General features: G+C 45.9%; 19 protein-coding genes. 8 read left to right on the top strand and 11 right to left on the bottom strand.

Annotation, left to right across the window (positions count from 1 at the left end; translation table 11 throughout):
- Positions 1–9: 9 nt before the first annotated feature.
- Positions 10–1,347, bottom strand: a complete 1,338-nt coding sequence (fliD, locus tag AACR11_RS18920) for a flagellar filament capping protein FliD (RefSeq protein ID WP_009702927.1) — start codon at positions 1,345–1,347, stop codon at positions 10–12.
- 516 nt (positions 1,348–1,863) lie between these two features.
- On the opposite strand from fliD, the gene AACR11_RS18915 reads away from it, so the two are divergent.
- Positions 1,864–2,151, top strand: coding sequence for a hypothetical protein (locus AACR11_RS18915; RefSeq protein WP_029789620.1), 288 nt, complete (start codon positions 1,864–1,866; stop codon positions 2,149–2,151).
- 435 nt (positions 2,152–2,586) lie between these two features.
- Here the strand turns inward: AACR11_RS18915 and lafA are convergent, their stop codons facing one another.
- From lafA to AACR11_RS18865, 10 genes are all read right to left on the bottom strand, one after another.
- On the bottom strand, positions 2,587–3,438 hold the full coding sequence (lafA, locus tag AACR11_RS18910) for a lateral flagellin LafA (RefSeq protein WP_029790757.1): 852 nt from the start codon (positions 3,436–3,438) through the stop codon (positions 2,587–2,589).
- 333 nt (positions 3,439–3,771) lie between these two features.
- Complete coding sequence (locus tag AACR11_RS18905) at positions 3,772–4,542, bottom strand: EAL domain-containing protein (protein WP_029790758.1); 771 nt, start codon at positions 4,540–4,542, stop codon at positions 3,772–3,774.
- Positions 4,543–4,561: 19 nt separating this feature from the next.
- Complete coding sequence (flhA, locus tag AACR11_RS18900) at positions 4,562–6,652, bottom strand: flagellar biosynthesis protein FlhA (protein ID WP_079324998.1); 2,091 nt, start codon at positions 6,650–6,652, stop codon at positions 4,562–4,564.
- 31 nt (positions 6,653–6,683) lie between these two features.
- Positions 6,684–7,811: a flagellar biosynthesis protein FlhB gene (gene flhB / locus AACR11_RS18895; RefSeq protein WP_029790760.1), complete on the bottom strand. Its 1,128-nt coding sequence runs from the start codon at positions 7,809–7,811 to the stop codon at positions 6,684–6,686.
- Positions 7,808–8,584, bottom strand: a complete 777-nt coding sequence (gene fliR / locus AACR11_RS18890; RefSeq protein ID WP_029790761.1) for a flagellar biosynthetic protein FliR — start codon at positions 8,582–8,584, stop codon at positions 7,808–7,810. Before fliR ends, flhB begins: the two co-directional genes overlap by 4 nt.
- A complete protein-coding gene (gene fliQ / locus AACR11_RS18885; RefSeq protein WP_005448684.1) occupies positions 8,584–8,853 on the bottom strand; it encodes a flagellar biosynthesis protein FliQ in 270 nt (89 codons plus the stop codon). Before fliQ ends, fliR begins: the two co-directional genes overlap by 1 nt.
- A 12-nt stretch (positions 8,854–8,865) precedes the next feature.
- The gene (fliP, locus tag AACR11_RS18880; RefSeq protein ID WP_005448685.1) at positions 8,866–9,633 is read right to left on the bottom strand and encodes a flagellar type III secretion system pore protein FliP; all 768 of its coding nucleotides are present in this window, start codon (positions 9,631–9,633) and stop codon (positions 8,866–8,868) included.
- Positions 9,634–9,651: 18 nt separating this feature from the next.
- Entirely contained in the window at positions 9,652–10,020 is a 369-nt protein-coding gene (gene fliN, locus AACR11_RS18875) for a flagellar motor switch protein FliN (protein WP_005448686.1), read from the bottom strand.
- Positions 10,017–10,766, bottom strand: coding sequence for a FliM/FliN family flagellar motor switch protein (locus AACR11_RS18870; protein ID WP_223295760.1), 750 nt, complete (start codon positions 10,764–10,766; stop codon positions 10,017–10,019). The genes fliN and AACR11_RS18870 overlap by 4 nt, the downstream gene beginning before the upstream one ends.
- 458 nt (positions 10,767–11,224) lie before the next feature.
- Positions 11,225–11,395: a hypothetical protein gene (locus AACR11_RS18865; RefSeq protein ID WP_226982153.1), complete on the bottom strand. Its 171-nt coding sequence runs from the start codon at positions 11,393–11,395 to the stop codon at positions 11,225–11,227.
- Here AACR11_RS18865 and AACR11_RS18860 point away from each other — a divergent pair.
- The 7 genes from AACR11_RS18860 to fliI are packed head-to-tail and all read left to right on the top strand — an operon-like array spanning position 11,352 to position 18,781.
- Positions 11,352–12,236 carry a MotY family protein gene (locus AACR11_RS18860; RefSeq protein WP_339367392.1) on the top strand — a complete coding sequence of 295 codons (885 nt, stop codon included), beginning with the start codon at positions 11,352–11,354 and terminating at the stop codon, positions 12,234–12,236. The two genes, AACR11_RS18865 and AACR11_RS18860, sit on opposite strands and share 44 nt — an antisense overlap.
- A complete protein-coding gene (locus AACR11_RS18855; protein WP_009699564.1) occupies positions 12,236–13,567 on the top strand; it encodes a sigma-54-dependent transcriptional regulator in 1,332 nt (443 codons plus the stop codon). The genes AACR11_RS18860 and AACR11_RS18855 overlap by 1 nt, the downstream gene beginning before the upstream one ends.
- 15 nt (positions 13,568–13,582) lie before the next feature.
- The gene (gene fliE / locus AACR11_RS18850) at positions 13,583–13,939 is read left to right on the top strand and encodes a flagellar hook-basal body complex protein FliE (protein WP_005448690.1); all 357 of its coding nucleotides are present in this window, start codon (positions 13,583–13,585) and stop codon (positions 13,937–13,939) included.
- A 3-nt stretch (positions 13,940–13,942) separates the two neighbouring features.
- Positions 13,943–15,694, top strand: coding sequence for a flagellar basal-body MS-ring/collar protein FliF (gene fliF, locus AACR11_RS18845; RefSeq protein WP_005448691.1), 1,752 nt, complete (start codon positions 13,943–13,945; stop codon positions 15,692–15,694).
- Entirely contained in the window at positions 15,657–16,676 is a 1,020-nt protein-coding gene (locus AACR11_RS18840) for a flagellar motor switch protein FliG (protein WP_005448694.1), read from the top strand. The genes fliF and AACR11_RS18840 overlap by 38 nt, the downstream gene beginning before the upstream one ends.
- A gap of 4 nt (positions 16,677–16,680) precedes the next feature.
- The gene (gene fliH / locus AACR11_RS18835; RefSeq protein ID WP_079324996.1) at positions 16,681–17,436 is read left to right on the top strand and encodes a flagellar assembly protein FliH; all 756 of its coding nucleotides are present in this window, start codon (positions 16,681–16,683) and stop codon (positions 17,434–17,436) included.
- Complete coding sequence (gene fliI, locus AACR11_RS18830) at positions 17,429–18,781, top strand: flagellar protein export ATPase FliI (RefSeq protein ID WP_029790766.1); 1,353 nt, start codon at positions 17,429–17,431, stop codon at positions 18,779–18,781. Before fliH ends, fliI begins: the two co-directional genes overlap by 8 nt.
- Positions 18,782–18,787: the final 6 nt, after the last annotated feature.

Raw genomic sequence — 18,787 nt, 5'->3', positions numbered from 1 at the left:
CCTAAAGCCTTAACCAAACAACGACTGGGTTTGGTTCATTTGCGTCATTAACGTGTTCATTTGGGTAAATTGTTTGATGTAGCGTTTGTACGACATCTCGTACTTGCGCTCTAACGTGGTTTGTTTATCTTCGATGCGTCCAAGGTTGGCTTGTAGTGCATCTTTGCGAGATTTGAATGTGCCAGAAGAGAACTTCAGGAAAGGTTCTGCCATGTCATCCAGTGAATCTAGAAGTGCACCATCACCGTTAAAGATGGACCCTAGTGCAGCACTGTTGCTCTTTTGAGCTTCGTTAAGCTTGGTGTGATCGACTTTCATCTTTCCAGAACGGTCTAACGTAATGCCGATTTCACTCAAACGCATGCCGCCGTGTTCACCACGAACTAGGCTCGAAACCTGGCTTTCGATAGTGCGCATGGTTGGATCACTGGCAAGTACGCCACGTGCTTGATCTTCGCCACCTGTTTTGGTGTATTCATCGATGGTTGAAATCAATGAGTTATATGCTTCAACGAACTTATCAACCTGTTCTTTTGTGCCTTCTGAATCTGTGCTCACTTCAAGTGCAATCGGTGTTTCACCTGACTTTTGCGCTTTCGTTACTGTAAGGTCGACACCATCAATCACGCCTTCAAAAGTGTTGCTTGCGTTAGTTAGCTTTAGACCGCTGGTTTCTGAACCAAGTCGAATAATGGCATCTTGTGGTTTACTTATCTCAGTCGTGCTAGTGAAAGCATTTTCAAACCATGCTTCACCAGTACCCGATGCGCTCGCATTGATTGTGTTTGCGACACCTGTTTTGGTGCTAGACAACATAAAGTGAGTTTGACCGTTAGAGCGCACAAGTGTGGCGTTAACGCCAGGGTTATCGGCGTCGTTGTTGATTGCACTAACCAGCTCTGTCATGGTTGCTTTACCATCGCCGTCGTTATCAACGGTTGATAAGTCCAAGCTCATGCTTTCACCGTTGATGGTGAAATCTAAAGAACCCACCGCAGGGATTTCTGTTGATGCATCCAAGCTTGCGGGCATACCCGTAGAGATCTGGTGTGAGGTTGCAACTTGTTTAACGAAGATCTGATAGTTACCCACCAAAGCTTTGGCATCGGCCTCAGCAGTAAAAAAACCTTCTTGAGATGTCGTAGCTTTGTTTTTGATAACGCTGTTGGTGCTGCTGTTCATCTCTTTGACGGCGGTGCGGAAGTCGCGAAGGGCAGTTTCTACTTTGCCTAACGCTGTTAATTGAGATTGATACTTGTCTGTTTGCAGCTTGTAGCGTTTCTGAAATGGTTGAACATCTAACGTGGCGAATTGGGTTGCCATGCGTATTGGATCTAATGAACTCATGAGGTCGCTCCCTCTCTCATCTGTGGTTGGCACTGCGAGCTGTCGCAGTGCCACTAATAAATTGTCTATCGCAAGATGCGTGCCTAATGTTTAAGTCTATATAAAACAATGCACTACGATGATTTTGTGTGGTTGGGAGGAAGCGGATTTTCCACCTGTTGGTTCCGCTCTTCCCCTGAATACTCTTGGGGTTTCCCAAATAGAAGAGGCGACCAAAAATAGGCAAAGATTTAACGCAATACCCGAGTAACCTGAGAGGCTTGGTTGAGTGAGAATAAGTTGGGTATCGAGAGGAGAAAATGAGGCTATGAGGCTGTACGCATAGTGAGCAGATTTCGGGGTTTACTGCTAAGTGTTTCAGATTTTTCTTACCCTAATAAGAGAACTGTTTTTGCTATCTTATGCCCCTGCAATTTTTGTGGTTGTCAATGACAACGCTCTGAATCCTGCATCTTGAAGTCACTTGGGTATAACGTCCGGCTATTCCTCAATTAGATCCAAAAAAGAACGACAGTAATGAATGATTTTGTTTTTAGACTTATGAAGTGTGCCCGTGCATACGAAGCCTTCATTGGAACCAAACTACGCAGTAAACAGAGTATTAATGCTGAGGAGTTGGCGAGTATTCGTATTGAAGCGGTTTCGCGATTCCCTGAGCTTAAATCTTACCATCCGACTCATGGTGCGGAATCTGCGGAGTTTGAGCTGTTTAATAAGGTGCTGATCAACACCATGCTCAAAGCTGGATTTCGTGTCCCTACTAATCAAAACAATGGTGCAAGTAGTATCTACATTCGTCGTTAATAAATCTTTGCGTGGCGGTTTTTCACTTATACCCAAGTAACCTCGAGATGCTAGGTTCAGCGAGAATGACTTGGTTTGTAGACGCGGCGGCGATTTAAAGGTTTAGTGGGTCTAAATCAAGAATCGACAATAAAGTATACAAGCCAAGACCCTTACTATTTACTAAGAGTGCCGTTTGGGAGCGTGTCTTTGACTCGCTTTTTTAGTCAAACAAATGGCTGCGTCAAACAACTTGGAAAGAGCTGGCTATTACACTGCGTTGTTTTCCTTGCTCTCGAATCAATGACAACACTCTGAATCCTGCATCTTGAAGTCACTTGGGTATAGGTATAAATCAACCCTATGTGAACGAAAAAAGCCTCCCGGATGAATGGGAGGCTTAGAGCTTTCAGACGAACTAAATGTTGTAACTTCTTAGTTAATAGAAGGGGACTATTAACGTAGTAGCGACATTGCCATACCAGGCAGTTGGTTCGTTTTAGAAAGAACCGTTGTACCAGCTTGCATAAGCATTTGGTTCTTAGTCATGCTTGAAGATTCAGCTGCGAAGTCAGCATCCATGATACGACCTTTCGCTGCAGAAGTGTTCTCAACCATGTTGCCAAGGTTAGTCATAGTGTGTTCTAGACGGTTGATGTTCGCACCGAAGTCTGCACGAGAAGAACCAATCTTTTCAACTAGACCTGCAGCGCCACTGATTTTATCAAGAGCTGCTTTCGCTTTAGCTGCGTCACCAACACCGTCAGTGATTGCTGCATCAGCTAGGATATCTGTGATTTCAGTAATACCAGCACTTGCGTCTACAGACAGTGTTTCAGCTGAAGATGCACCAATTTGGAATGATACAGCGCCTGCACCGAAGCCGCCGCCTTTAAGTAGGTTTTGACCACCGAACTTAGTGTTGTCAACGATGTTGTTAAGTTCTTTAGTTAGCTCTTGGAATTCTTTATCAAGAGAAGCGCGGTCAGTAGCACTGTTTGAACCGTTCAACGATTGTGTTGCTAGGTCGTTCATGCGGTAAACGATGTTAGTCATTTCATCCATCGCGCCTTCCGCAGTTTGCATCATTGAGATGCCGTCTTGTGCGTTACGCATTGCTACGTTCATACCACGAGTTTGTGCTTCTAGACGGTTAGCAATTTGCAGACCTGCAGCGTCGTCAGCTGCTGAGTTAACGCGGAAGCCTGTGCTCAAACGCTCCATTGCGGTGTTTAAAAGACCATTTGTGTTGCTTAACGTGTTTTGAGTAACAAGTGAAGCGTAGTTAGTATGCATAGATAAAGCCATCGTAAGTCTCCTTGGTTTTCAATATCTTTTCAGGCCTCGGGAATTTCCCTGCTCACTAACAAGAGGCGGTTGATTGGTTTTAATGATTAATTAGAAAGTTAAATATTTTTTCTAAATGGGTCATTTTGATGGTTTTTGGTGACGCCCATTCCAGAAAGTGACTGATTTAGCCCCAGTAGACTGTTAAATCGTCATCACATCTACAAACTAAGTCCTTCGTGCATACAAACCAAATCAACCTTGCTGGACCAAGAATCTCAAGATTACTGGGTATAAAAAAAGGGCGAACTCTAAATTTAGAATTCGCCCTTATTGTTCTACGGCATTCTTACTTTATTCGTCATCAAACGATTGAAAAGACAGTGACGTAGGAATATCGCTGAAGTATCCGAAATAGTAACTCGCGCCTAATAAACGGTAGCGGTTGAGTTCTACTTGGCTTGCGACACGCCCTGCTACCCATGGGAATTGATTGCGACGTAGGAAACGAGCGATAGGCAAAAACGCATGTTGATCTTCTTTGTTTTCTATCGTCACGGATAACTTAATCATGTCTGGCTCGAAATCCACAATATGCTCAAAATGAATTTGATTTGTCGCGATCTCGAACCAGAGTGCAAAGGCGTTTTCTTTGAGCTGCTCAACCAAAGTACCAACGCGCTCGTGTAAGCAGAGCGCTTTATCTGCTTGCAGGGAGGGCACGACATGTTGAAATCCTGCATTGTGAAACTGAATCATTTGCTCAAGAAAGTGTGCGCCAGGCTGCCAAAGCAGTGCATCAACATGAATTGGTACGACCACGTTGCTGATCAAATCGGGATGAAACGCTTCCAATTGAAATTGAGTTTGGCGAAGTGCGAGGTACAAGCTGTAAAGATCTAAGCAAAACAGCATTTGCTCAGAAAGCTCAAATTGATACACGCTCTGCTCACCACGCGACCCAAAACGTAATGTGAGGTGTTGGTATTCCACTTCTCCGGTTTTCGTCTCACGAATTGCCTGACAAGCATGCTGAATGTCATTGTGTTTGAGTGCATCAAAGACTAATTTATCGTCTTCCGTGACAATGTGTTCCTCGGCAAGGCAACACAAATAGTCGTACATCGCTTGGTTTGAGATGAGATTATCCAAGGTTACCTACCACGTTAATTTGTTTGTTTTCTGGAATTTCATTGTAAGACAGGACTGCCAACCCTTGGGTAAAGGTGCGGGCGTAGCGCGCCAACAATGGTCGCAGCTGAGGCATCACCAGTAAAATTGGTGGCAGACCTTGCTGCTTAAGCTGTTGACGAATCAAGGGTAAGTTCTGCTGGAACTGTCCAAGAATGTTTGGCTCGATTGGGAAGCTGTCTAGCATTACCGTGCCTGCTGCTTGCGCTTGTTGCAACGATGTCATTAACATCTGTTCGAGCTCGTCAGACAAGGCGTATACGTTCAACTCGTTTTTCTGACCAGCAACTAGGTTCACCAAGGTGCGTTTGAGTGCGCAACGTACGTCTGCAGCAAGCAGAATTGGGTCTTTGGTGTTTTCCGATGATTCCAACATGGTATTGGCGATGGTGCGAATGTCTTTTAGTGGCACTTGATCAAGCAGAAGCTGACGATACACCTTAAGCTGTTGGGCAGGTGTTAATGCCGCCGCTAAAGCTTCAGCCAGTTTTGGCGCTTGTGCTGTGAGGCGTTGAGTCATGGCTTCGACGTCATCGTGCGTAAACAACTCTGCCAAATTGGTCTTCATGATCTTGCTGATATGGGTGGCGATTACCGTACCATCATCAACTACTTGATAGCCCATATTCAGTGCTTTGGCTTTCTCTTGATGCTCAATCCAAACGGCTGGCAGTTGGTAAGCGGGATCGCTTCCTAGAATACCATCGACTTCGCCATAGGTTTCACCAACAGCAATTGCCATTAAGCGTTCTGGTTCGATAAAGCCTTGTTCAATCACTTCACCATTTAGAGCGATGGTGTATTGATTTGGCTTTAAGCTTAAGTTGTCGCGGATACGGACTTCAGGCAGTAAGAAACCCACTTGTTCAGAGAGGTTGCGACGCACACCACGAATACGCTGTGCCAAAGGTGCACCTTGTTCTCTGTTGACCAAATGCACTAAGCGGTAACCTAGGGCAAGAGACAAAGTGTGAACGTGTGGAATATCATCCCAAGTTAGCGTGGTCTCTTCTTCTTGCATTGCATGAGAAAGCGCTTCTACTTGGTCAATTTGTGGGTCTTGAACGGGCTTTTTACTTTGTCGCCATCCAGCAAATGCCAATACTGCAGCAAAGGTGAAAAATGCCAAGTGAGGCATGCCCGGTACGATACCAATCACCACCATAATGCCAGCAACGGTGAACAAAGTTGCTGGTGTTGCCAGTAACTGCTTATGCATGGTTTCTGACATGCCATTGTCGCTGTCGTTGATACGAGTAACGATAATGGCAGCGGCAGTAGCAAGTAATAGTGATGGGATTTGTGCAACGAGACCGTCACCAATGGTCAGTAGGGCATAAGTCTTGAAGGCTTCGGAAGCAGGTAATCCGTGCTCGAATACACCAATACTGATACCACCAATGATGTTGATGAATAGGATCAGTAAACCTGCGACAGCATCACCACGAACGAACTTAGATGCACCATCCATTGAGCCGTGGAAATCGGCTTCGTTCGCGACTTCTTTACGACGCAGACGTGCAGTCTCTTGGTCGATCAAACCAGCGTTGAGGTCGGCATCGATCGCCATTTGTTTACCTGGTAAGGCATCCAAGGTAAAGCGAGCGGATACTTCAGAAATACGCTCACCACCTTTGGTGATCACGACGAAGTTAATGATCATCAAGATGGTGAACACCACCATACCAACGACATAGTTACCACCGATAACCACTTCACCGAAGGCTTGGATAACTTTACCTGCCGCATCTCCACCGTTGTGACCTTCAAGCAATACGATACGCGTTGATGCTACGTTCAGTGTTAAGCGTAATAACGTCGCGACCAACAAAATGGTTGGAAAAACTGAAAAGTCGAGTGGTCGCTTTGCTGTAGTGCTGACCAGCAATACCAGAATCGCTAAAACGATGTTGAAGGTAAACAGCGCATCCAACAGTAATGGTGGTAGAGGCAAAATTACCATTGCCAAAACCATCAGCAAGACAATTGGAATTCCCATATAGCCTTTGGTGGAAGTTTGAAGTTGTTTTAACCGGTTAAACATACTCTCGTGTCCTTGGGTAAACGCGGGTTAATCAGTGTTGCAAATGCTTTGGAATTGAAAAGTGAGGCAAAGGTGTTGGTTCTTTTCCTTCCCCTTTACGAAAGGCTTTCAATTGCAAAACGTAAGTTAGAATGTGAGCCACAGCGATATAGAGCTGGCTCGGAATGGCTTGCTCAATTGCGGTGGTGTGATAAATCGAACGAGTAAGAGGCGGCGAGTTGATGATCTCGACCTTGTTCTCGCGGGCAATGCGTTGAATGTGCATTGCGGTCTCATCGACGCCTTTTGCGACCACAAATGGCGCATCAGAAAGTGATGGCTCATATTTCAATGCGACGGCGTAGTGAGTCGGGTTAGTGATCACTACGTCTGCAGTTGGCACCATTTTGTCGATTTTACGACGAGCAAACTGTTGTTGAATTTGTCGAATACGTTGTTTGACTTCAGGGCGACCTTCGTTGTTTTTGAACTCTTCTTTGAGCTCTTGTTTGGTCATTCGTAGTTCCTTGAGGTGTTCCCAACGTTGGTAAGGAATGTCAATAACCCCAAACAGTAATAGAGCAAACCCCATCAGCAGTAGACCTTCGAACAAAATCGACATGATCAGAGAAAAACCTTGGCTCAACGGCAAGTTTTGCATACCAAGTAGCGGCTGCAAATGGTTGTCCAAGTAGCCATACAGGATGCCGAAGATAACCAAAACCTTGAAGGTCGATTTCAACAGCTCAACGACTGAGCGAGTCGAGAAAATGCGCTTAATACCTGAGATAGGGTTGAGCTTGCTTAGCTTTGGCATCACGTTGGCTGGTCGAAACATCCAGCCACCTAGCACCAGGCTACTGCCACAGGTCACAATGATGATCACCGTGAAAAGCGGTAACAGCATCTCAATAATGACAGCCAAACTTTGACCTAGGTGCTCAACCAACTGTTTTGGATTTTTTAAGTCTGCTTTAGTCAAGGTCATGTTGTAGCGGAATACGCCCGAGATGCTTTCCCAAATGCCATTCAGTTGAGAATAAAAGAACAGCGCCACCGCTAAAAATATCACAGCAGTCGTGAACTCTTTTGCGCGAGGAATCTGCCCTTCCTGGCGGGCTTTTTTTACCTTCTGGGGGGAAGCTTTCTCGGTTTTGTCTTGTGACGACTGATCGCTCATGAGCCCCCCAACATAAAGTTGTTCAGAAAACGAATCGTGTCATGCACCAATGCGGTGTAGCGGCTTGGGACGCCGGACACTGAAATCAAAACACTAAATAGACCTAATAACATGGTCATCGGGAAGCCGAGTGCATACACGTTAAGTGACGGGGCTGCTCGGTTCATCACACCAAAGCTGATGTTTGCAAGCAGCATGGACACGATAGCCGGTAGCGCTAAAGCAAGTGAAGAGGCAAACATCCACCCAAATATGTTGATAATGCCTTGAAGAGATAGAGCGGTAATACCTGAGCCGACCGGCCAAACGACAAAGCTCTGAATGACAATGTCGATAACCAACAAATGTCCTTCAAGTGCAAGGAACAGCAAAGTAGAAAAAATCAGAAAAATACGTCCAAGAATGGCGACCGAAAGTCCGTTCACTGGGTCATTCATCATCGCCATACCTAAACCCATCTGCAGAGAGATGACTTGACCAAGCATGGTAAAGACATTGAACAGCATATGCAGAATCAGCCCAAACATCACGCCCCAGATTGCTTGCTCGAAAGCAAGAAACAGAGACGTCATAGAGAAGAGTTCGACTTCTGGCATGGGTGGCATCAGTGGAGCGGTGATCACCACAATAGAAAGGGCGAGCAAGCTGCGCACCCAAACAGGAATAAGTGCATCTCCGAAAAATGGCATGGAGATAAACACCGCGCCAACACGGAAAAATGGCCACCAAAGTTGACCAAGAATCATGGACAATTCCGCGAATGAGACCGTCATTAGCCGATCATCCCCGGAATGTTGTGGAATAGGTAATCGAACAGCTCCATGATTTTTCGCAGCATCCAGTGACCTGCGAAAATCACCATAAGGAGTGTGACTAATAGACGCGGTAAGAAACTCAGTGTCTGTTCGTTAATCTGTGTTGCGGCTTGAAATACCGCAATACACAAACCAACAATCAAACCAGGTACAACAAGCACTGCCACCATCAAGATGATAAGCCATACTGCGTCAGAGAATAGAGTGACGGTTAATTCTGGTGTCATGATGTTCTCCCATCACCCAAAGCTGGCAGATAAGGTGCCAACCGTCATCGCCCAACCATCAACAAGAACAAAAATGACCAGTTTAAAGGGTAGGGAGATGATCAGAGGTGACAACATCATCATACCCATTGCCATTAAGACACTAGCGACCACCAGATCGATGATCAAAAATGGAATAAACAACATGAAGCCAATTTGGAAAGCCGTTTTGAGTTCACTGATCACAAATGCTGGCAGTACAACAGCGAAAGAAATGTCTTCAACATTTTGATCTATTGGCTCATTTGCAATACGTAACATCTGCTCTAATGAGCTTTGGTGCGTCTGCGCTAACATAAAGCTTCTGACTGGCTTTTCAGCCACAGAAAACGCCTGAACCAAAGTAATTTCACCGTTGTCATAGGGCTTAAACGCATTGTCGTAAATGTCAGTCCAAACGGGACGCATAATCAGAATCGTCAGCGTCAAAGCAATACCCACCAACACTCGGTTTGGTGGGCTTTGTTGCAAACCTAAAGCCTGACGCAAAATTGCTAGTACGACGATAATACGCGTAAAGCTGGTTGCCATGAGGATAAACGCTGGCAAGAAGCTGAGTGCTGTCATGAGCAACAGAATCTGAAGCTTCACACTGTACTCTTGTTGTGTGTCGCCGTCGGAAACCGATAGGATTGTTAAGCCGTTGTCCGCCGCCATGGTTGGCAGTGCAAACAGTAATAAACCGAACACCACCATCGTCAGCAAAGATCGTCGACGCTGACAAACACTCAGAACATTCATTGCGCAATCCATCCGAACTTATCGACCTACACCGCTAAGTGCGGAGTCGTGTACATCAATAAGGCGAAGTCCATATTTATCGTTAACAACGACGACTTCTGCTTGTCCCATTAGCGACCCATTAACTTTAACGTCTAGAGGCTCACCGTTGAGTTTATCAAGCTCAATGACGGTGCCTTCACCAGCTTTCATCAAGTCACCTAACGGTATCTCTTTGCTCGCGACTTCAAGTGTTACGGTCACTGGAATGCTCTTGAAGAAACTCAAATCGCGCTCGGCAACAGGTTCAGCTTTAAAAGTTGGCTCAGTTTCAAAATCTTCCAACTGAAAATCATCAAAATTTAATTCATCGGCGTCGAATGCTGTGTTCTCTTGCGCTTCGCTCATCGCTGCGATTCCTTATCTGGGTTAAAAATCAAAACAAGCTGACCGTCTTGCTCGGCAACACGACCAGTGAAAAGGGTTTGGGGACCAATGCTGATAGGCACGGTATTTAGAAGCTCTATTGGCAAAATATCGTTAGGCTGTAGCCCCACCACGTCACTGAGCGCCATGGTTTTTTTGCTTAGCACGACGTTGAGACGAACGGGGGTGGATTCTAAAGAACGACAAAACGGCTGATACAGATCGGCATCGCTGTGCATTTCCAGCTGCTCAATCAGAGTTTGAATCATCGCACTGTCTAGCTTGAGGTGAATGGTGCCCTGATAGTCTTCAAACGCGATGGAAAGTTCGGCGTGTAAGCCAATTCCGCGTGGCGTTTCATACTCACAAAGTTGCCACATTTCTTGAGGAGCGAGCCAATTGGTGATGATTCGGCTAATCCGTTCTTGCAATCGTAAGTCACTAGCGGTTAATGAAGTTGAACTTCGCTCAGTCGTCGCGCCGTAAAAACGGTCTGCTAACTTAATCAGAGTTTGCGAATCACCATGAACATACACCATGCCCTCATCTTGATGTTGGTAAGTGGACGTTTGGTCCTTATCCAACAAAGTTGGCGAGAACCGATGCAGCTCGACTGAAATTAAGCTCGCTTCGACTTTGTTTGAGCTGAGCCAATTTTGCAATTCATTTGTGAGGCTAGAACAGGATTCTGAAATCAAAATTTCGAGCTTTTCACGAATGATATGAATAGGTTTGCCTAATAATTATACATCTAACAAATTGATGTCGGAAATAGGCTCGTTAACTTTGTTTTCCATCTATATTTTACCGTGCGTTAACAATCTAAACTGCTTCAACTTAATGGCGGCCAGTCTATACATAAAATTTAATAATCCTTTAGTGTTAACTTTGAATATTGTGACTTTAGTTCACATGTTGATTTGTAGGTAACTATATGCACTTTTAATGAAAATTAAAAAGAGTTAGGTTGTGGCTTATAAAATAGTTAATAAAAAATATAACAAGCGGAAGCTAAGATGATGTTAATTCAATCATTTTGGATTGATAGATAATAAATTCATCTAACCTCATGCAATACAAACCATTTTTTGTTGGTCAAATTAAGTTTAAGTAAGAATGAACCCTGCTTTCGTGGGCGTTTGTTGACCAATTTTAATATTTCAGAATAGGGTCTTAATATGATTACCTATGCCAAATTTCCTAATTTGATGGCATATTTAATTAACCATTCTATGTCAGGGCTTTGTAAGATATACCTAGGCAGAAATGGCTTAATAATATTTTCAAGCTTATTTTCTATTGCACTATTAACCTTGTCTAATTCTTCAGTTGCTGGAGAAAAGATCACCATACCCATGGATCTTTCTAATTGGACATATAAAGGAAATAAGTTTGAGTGCAACTTGATGCATTCAAATGTTCCACAGGGGAAGTTTTATTTCCTAGCGGAACCAAATAGCCAAATTTCGTTTATTGCAGATGTTCGAAATAACAACAATAAATGGAATAGCGCGGTGCTAAGTAGTGAGAATGCTCCATGGTCTAATGAGCTTTATACGAAAGATGGGGCGTTGGTTGAGTATAAATTGGCGACGAATCGGTTTAAGTTTGACCATGGTGCAGATGCATTACTGGAGCAAGTTGCTTCAGGTCGTTGGGTGACATTGTCACTTGACGGAAGTAATCCTTCCGCTATTAGCGGTGTAACGTTACCAACTATCCGAATGCAAAGTGTATTGGAGTCCTTCAACCAGTGCCGCGCTCGTTTGCCTAAGCTTTCGTTTTCCCAAGCACGCGATATCAATCTGCCATTTAATTTTGGTCAAAAGCAATTAAGTGTTAAGCAATCAGACACATTGGCCGCCTTATACAGTTATGTGTCTGTCGATGAGCGCGTCACTAAGATTTTGATCGATGGTTACACCGATAATGTAGGCTCTCAGCTTGCAAATTTAAGCGTATCACGTCAACGAGCCCAGCAAGTCGCAGATGCCCTTGTTGCGCTAGGTGCTGAGCGCAGCATGATTGAAGTTCGTGCTCATGGCGCTCGCTACCCTATCGCCAGCAATAACACGTCAGCCGGACAAGCTAAAAATCGCCGAGTCACACTAAGACTTGTTCGAGACAATGAACGTGTGATTGCGAAAAATCGCCCAGAAGTAAAACAACCCCAACAAGAGAAGGTAAAGGTTCAATGATGACGAAAACAGATATTTTGTTGGTTGAGCCAAATGATAACCTTGCTCAACCAGTGTTGGGTGTACTTGAGAATGCAGGATATTCGACAAAACACAGCCGCACTGGTCGTAGCGCACTCTTGCAAGAGCGTGCTTGTATTACTCTGGTGAGTTCTAACTTGCCTGATATGTGTGTGCGTGAGTTTGTGGCATGTCACCAGAAGCAACGCAATGCTGGTGTCGTGATCGCTGTTGTCGATCAAGAACAGGGCATCTTAGCTGCGGAAACAATGAAGTCAGGCGCGACAGACTACCTACTTCGTCCGTTCGAAACCAACCAATTACTGAATTTACTTAAGCGCGTAGAAGCTTTAGGTAAGCCATTGGCAAACATCGTGGCGGAATCATGGCGTAGCAAACAGGTGCTTCAATTAGCTCATCGCGCAGCGTGCACTAATGCAAGCGTCCTTATTACTGGTGAATCGGGTACGGGTAAAGAAGTGCTTGCTCGCTATGTGCATGAACAATCTCCAAGAGCGGATGGACCTTTTGTCGCGGTCAACTGCGCGGCTATTCCAGAATCCATGTTGGAAGCGGTGTTGTTTGGTCATGTAAAAGGCGCGTTTACCGGAGCAACAAACTCACAAAGCGGCAAATTCGAAGAAGCCAATGGTGGCACCATTTTGTTGGATGAAATCGGTGAGATGTCGCCAGCAGTGCAAGCGAAACTACTACGCGTACTTCAAGAGCGTGAGGTGGAAAGAGTTGGCAGTCACAAAGCAATTCAACTGGATATCCGAGTGATCGCGGCGACCAACAAAGACTTGCGTGAAGAAGTGCAAAAAGCCACGTTCCGTGAAGACCTTTACTATCGTTTGGATGTACTGCCATTGCATTGGCCGCCGCTGCGTGAGCGCAAAGAAGACATCTTACCGATCAGCCAATTTTTCATCGAAAAATACCAAGATGGCAGTCGTTGTCATCTGTCCCAAGATGCGATTTCAGCACTGAGCCAATATCACTGGCCAGGCAATATTCGTGAACTCGAAAACGTTATTCAACGCGCTTTAGTCATGCGTCACGGTGATTACATTACCGCCCATGACTTGATGTTGCCGATTGAATTGTTAACACCAGTCCAGTCTGTTGAGCCTGTTTCAAGCTTTGGACATGTCGAAGCGAAGAAGCAAGCTGAGTTTCAATTTGTTCTAGATAAATTACGTCAGTTTGGTGGAAACCGAACCAAAACCGCAAACGCATTGGGTGTCTCTACCCGTGCGTTACGTTACAAGCTCGCGGCAATGCGCGAGCACGGTATTGATCTACAGTCGGCGCTTGGCTCGGCTGCCTAAAAGGGGAAAACAAAGATGGCAAGTCAACCAACCAATGCGGTTTCAGCAGAGCAGCTAATGCTGTCAAAAATGGAGGTGATGCGAACACAAGCTCAACCTCCGGAATTTGTGGTAAGTGCAAACCCACTTGATCAGAAAACCTTGAATACTCCAATTTCTTTTTCACAAGCGATGACGAACGTGCTCGATACGGTCAATCAACATCAGTCAGTCGCAAGCCAGAAAATGACGGCTGTAGAAACTGGGGCAAGTGATGATTTGGTCGGGGCAATGATTGCAAGCCAAAAGGCGAGTCTCTCATTCAATGCTTTGATGCAAGTGCGCAACAAAGTCGTGATGTCATTTGAAGATATTATGAAGATGCCGGTGTAATACATGTCAGAACTATCCACTCAAGTCGCCGGTACTTCTGCAATGCATACTGGCACCACTCAGTCATTCTCTTCAAGCAATGGAATGGATGACGTTACAAACAAAATCAAGCAATTGTGGTCAAGCAGCCAACGCAACCTGGTGTTGTCTGCTGTTTTGGCTGCTATTGTTGCCGCGCTCATTGTGGTCGCGCTTTGGAGTTCTTCTCAGAGCTTCCGTCCTCTATATAGCCAGCAAGAGCGCTTTGATATTGGCGAGATTGTGTCGGTATTAGAAACGGAAGGCATCAGCTACCGTATGCAAGAGCAAAATGGACAAGTGCTGGTTCCTGAAGGTGAGGTTGCACGTATCCGTATGCTTTTGGCTTCAAAAGGGGTAAAAGCGAAGCTGCCAACGGGTCTTGATTCATTAAAAGAAGACAGTTCTCTTGGTACCAGTCAGTTCATGGAAACTGCACGCTACCGTCATGGTTTAGAAGGTGAGTTAGTACGTACTATCATGTCTCTAAACTCGGTCGCAAACGCACGTGTGCACCTTGCTATTCCTCGTCAAACCCTGTTTGTGCGTCAAAATACGGAAAACCCGTCGGCTTCGGTCATGCTAGAGCTTAAACCGGGTGAAGACCTTAAGCCTGAGCAAGTTGAAGCGATCATTAACTTGGTGGTTGGCAGTGTGACGGCAATGAAGCCGGAGTTTGTCTCTGTCGTTGACCAATACGGTCGCCTACTGAGTGCAGACGTTGCTTCTGCTGAAGCTGGCAAAGTGAACGCCAAATACCTTGAATATCAAAAAAACGTTGAGAAACAAATCATTCAACGTGCCGCTGACATGCTGACCCCAATCGTGGGACCAAGTAACTTCCGTGTTCAAGTCGCGGCAGATATGGATTTCAGCCAAGTTGAAGAAACTCAAGAAATTCTGGACAACGCTCCAGTGGTCCGTAATGAGCATACGATTCAAAATAACTCAATTGACCAAATCGCTCTTGGTATCCCTGGTTCATTGAGCAACCAACCGCCAGTCACTGGTGAAACGCCAACAAATGACAGCCAGAACTCAAACGCGCGTTCGGAGATCAACCGTCAATACGCAGTGGGTAGCAGTGTTCGTCGTACTCAATACCAACAAGGTCAGATAGACAAGTTAAGTGTTTCGGTCTTGCTGAACTCACAAGCGGCGCCGGATGGTGTGGCTTGGAGCGAAGCCGATAAAACGCAAATTTCGACCATGATCATGGACGCAGTTGGTATCTCAAACGCTCGTGGTGATAGCTTGAGCCTTATGAGCTTCAACTTCACTCCAATCGAGATTGACGCGCCGCCGGCAATGCCTTGGTGGCAAGACCCGACGGTACAGCAGCCTTTGCGTTACGTGATTGGCGGAATGTTGGGTTTGGCGATGATCTTCTTTGTTCTTCGTCCGCTTATCATGCATCTCACAGGTGCAGACAAACCTGCTCCTGAGCTGGAGTTTGCTGAGCCGCAAATCGAACCGGATTACGACAACCTACAAACTCGTGAAGAGCGTGAGCGTGAAGAAGTGCTCAATCGCAAACTATCAGAGAAAGGGATTGCCGTTTCGTCTGGATTGGATGTTAACAGTGACATGTTACCGCCAGCAGGCTCTCCACTTGAGATTCAATTGAAACACCTACAGCTTATTGCCAACGAAGAGCCAGAGCGTGTAGCCGAAATTCTGAAACAATGGGTAAACATCAATGAACACAGCGCCGTTGACGTCAAAACAGACGCTTAGTTATGTAGAACAAACCGCCCTTGTGCTACTGGGGATGGGAGAGGACGCAGCTGCAAAAGTGCTGCAAAACTTTACTCGTGATGAAACCCAGCGTGTGACTCGCGCAATGGCGAAGTTGAATGGCATCAAAAGTGATTCTGCTCGTGGTGTCATCCAAAACTTTTTTGAAGATTTCCGAGAGCACAGTGGCATTCGTGGCGCGTCAAAAGAATACTTGTCCAATACGCTACGTAAAGCGTTAGGTAACGATTTGGCAAAGGGGTTGCTCAACAACCTGTATGGCGATGAAATTCGCAATAACATGCAGCGTTTACAGTGGGTAGAGGCGGAAACGTTGGCACGATTTATCGTCAACGAGCACCCACAGATGCAGGCTATTTTCTTAGCTTATCTGCCAGCGGACAGTTCTTCAGCCGTATTGAAGCACCTGCCGCAGGATTACCATGATGAGATCTTGTTCCGCATTGCTCAGTTGCAAGATATCGATCACCAAGTTGCGAACGATTTGCACGAGCTTGTAGAGCGTTGTATTGACAAGGTTTCTGCTAGCCAAACCACGCCTTTGTCTGGTGTGAAGCAAGCGGCAGACATCATTAACCGATTTGAAGGTGACCGCGCGTCCTTGATGGAAATGCTCAAACTGCACGACGAGGATGTTGTGAATGAAATCGAAGAGAACATGTTCGACTTCATGGTGCTGGGTCGTCAGCGCGAAGAAACCATGGATGCACTGGTTCAACAGATCCCATTGGAATTGTGGGCTGTGGCATTGAAAGGCTCCGAGATTACTATGCAGCAGGCAATCAAACGTTCTATGCCTCAACGTATGGTTAAAGCGCTAGAAGACGATATGGAACTGCGCGGCGCCGTGGTATTGAGCCGAGTGCAGCGTGCACGTCAGGACATTATGCAGCTAGTTCGTGAGCTCGATGAGTCGGGCGAAATTCAACTGCTACTTTACGAAGAGCCAACGGTGGAGTAACGCAATGGCAGACAAAGCACCAAATACCATGCGTTTACCCCCAAGTGGTTACCGTTTACATCGCTTTCCACCTTTGGCACAGCCAGTAAATATTGAAGATGACTTCGCGCTGGAAAATCAAGGTTGGCAAGATACTCAAGCTGATATTCAGCAACAGCTTGAGGCTGGCTTTCAACAGGGTTTACAGCAAGGTCATGATGAAGGTCTACGTCAAGGCATTGAGCAGGGTAAACAACAAGGCTTGCTCGATGGACAAAAAGAAGGCTTTCAAAAAGGGTTTATTTCTGGAGAGCAATCTGGAAAGCAAGGTTTTATGGAAGCGGCGAAACCAGTGAATGAGTTGTTCCATGCTCTGTCTCGTTGGCAGAACGAAAAAGAACAGCAACAACGTCACATGATTTGCGAGTTAGTACAAAAGGTGGCGCAGCAGGTTATTCGTGCTGAGCTGACCTTAATCCCACAGCAAATCTTAGCCTTGGTTGATGAAACGCTATCGGCAATGCCGGGCAAAGCGGAGAGTGTGATTGTGCATTTGAATCCGCAGGATTTAGAGCGTATTAATCAGATTAATGCAGATTTGCCATCAGCTTGGAAGTTGGTTGCAAATGCCGAGTTGCCTGTGGGCGGTTGTCAGCTTGTCACCGAAGATGCCGAAGCTGATGCGAGCTGCGATTCACGCTTGGAAGCTTGTATGGACAACGTAAAGCAGCACCTGCTTGATGAAGTGTCGATTCCGCAGGTTGAAACCGAAGATGAATAGCACCTTAAGCCATGAAGTATTAAGTGAGCGTTTGAGCGATGCATTAGCGTCGCTCGATTCAATTCCCGTTGCGAGAGTGACAGGGCGATTGATCAAAGTAAATGGTTTGATGCTTCAAGCCGTTGGCTGTCGTTTCAAACTGGAACAACGTTGCCTAGTTGAAACCGCAGAAGGGGATATGATCGAAGCGCAAGTGGTTGGCTTTGATCATACCGTCGCCTACTTAATGCCTATTCGCCGTTTAGGTGGCTTATTTGCTGGTGCCAAAGTCATTCCACTGGATGGAGACAGCACGGTACAGCTTAGTTCGCAATGGTTAGGGCGGGTGGTCAACGGATTAGGTGAACCGTTCGATGACGGTGCGCCACTTAAAGGGGGAGATCGTGTTTCACTTGAACCTAAACCGATCAACCCACTTAAACGTCGCCCGGTCGATACACCTCTTAATGTTGGCGTTCGTGCTATCAATGGTTTATTGACCGTGGGTAAAGGGCAGCGCATTGGCTTGATGGCTGGCAGTGGTGTCGGTAAAAGTGTCTTGATGGGAATGATCACGCAGAACACAGAGGCCGATGTGATTGTCGTGGGTTTGATTGGCGAACGTGGTCGAGAAGTCCGCGAGTTTATTGAACGAAACCTAACACCAGAAGCTCGTCAGAAAGCGGTGATTATCGCCGCACCTGCGGATGAATCGCCACTGATGCGATTGCGCGCTACATTACTTTGTCACCGAGTTGCTGAGTACTTTCGTGACCAAGGTAAAGACGTATTGCTCCTGATGGATTCTTTGACGCGTTATGCGATGGCGCAGCGAGAAATTGCCTTGTCTTTAGGTGAGCCGCCAGCATCACGAGGTTATCCGCCTTCGGTATTCAGCGTTTTGCCTCAGCTTTTAGAACGAGCGGGTAACAGCGAAAACCCGCATGGCAGTCTGACCGCAATCTATACCGTGCTTGCCGAAGGTGATGACCAACAAGATCCTGTGGTTGATTCTGCTCGTGCAATTTTGGATGGGCACGTTGTGTTGTCTCGTCAATTGGCTGAGCAAGGGCATTACCCAGCGATTGATATCAATGCTTCTATCAGCCGTTGTATGAACGCTTGTACTCACGAGGCGCACAGCACGATTGCTAATAACTTCCGTCAGCTTTACTCCAACTATCTGCAAGTTAAAGAGTTATTACCACTGGGTGGCTATCAACCAGGACAAGATCCTGAGTTGGATCAGTCGGTTTCTATGTATCCACAATTGCGTGCTTATCTACAACAGTCTGCAAATGAAGCCGTAGACTACCCAACCAGTTTGACGGCGTTGGCGCAGATGTTCCAGAGTGAGGCGCAATAAGGTTAC

The sequence above is a fragment of the Vibrio sp. L85 genome (assembly GCF_963871815.1).
Lineage (GTDB): Bacteria > Pseudomonadota > Gammaproteobacteria > Enterobacterales > Vibrionaceae > Vibrio > Vibrio harveyi.
Note: the sequence above shows the minus strand (reverse complement) of the source record. Positions and strands in the feature narration are given on the sequence as shown.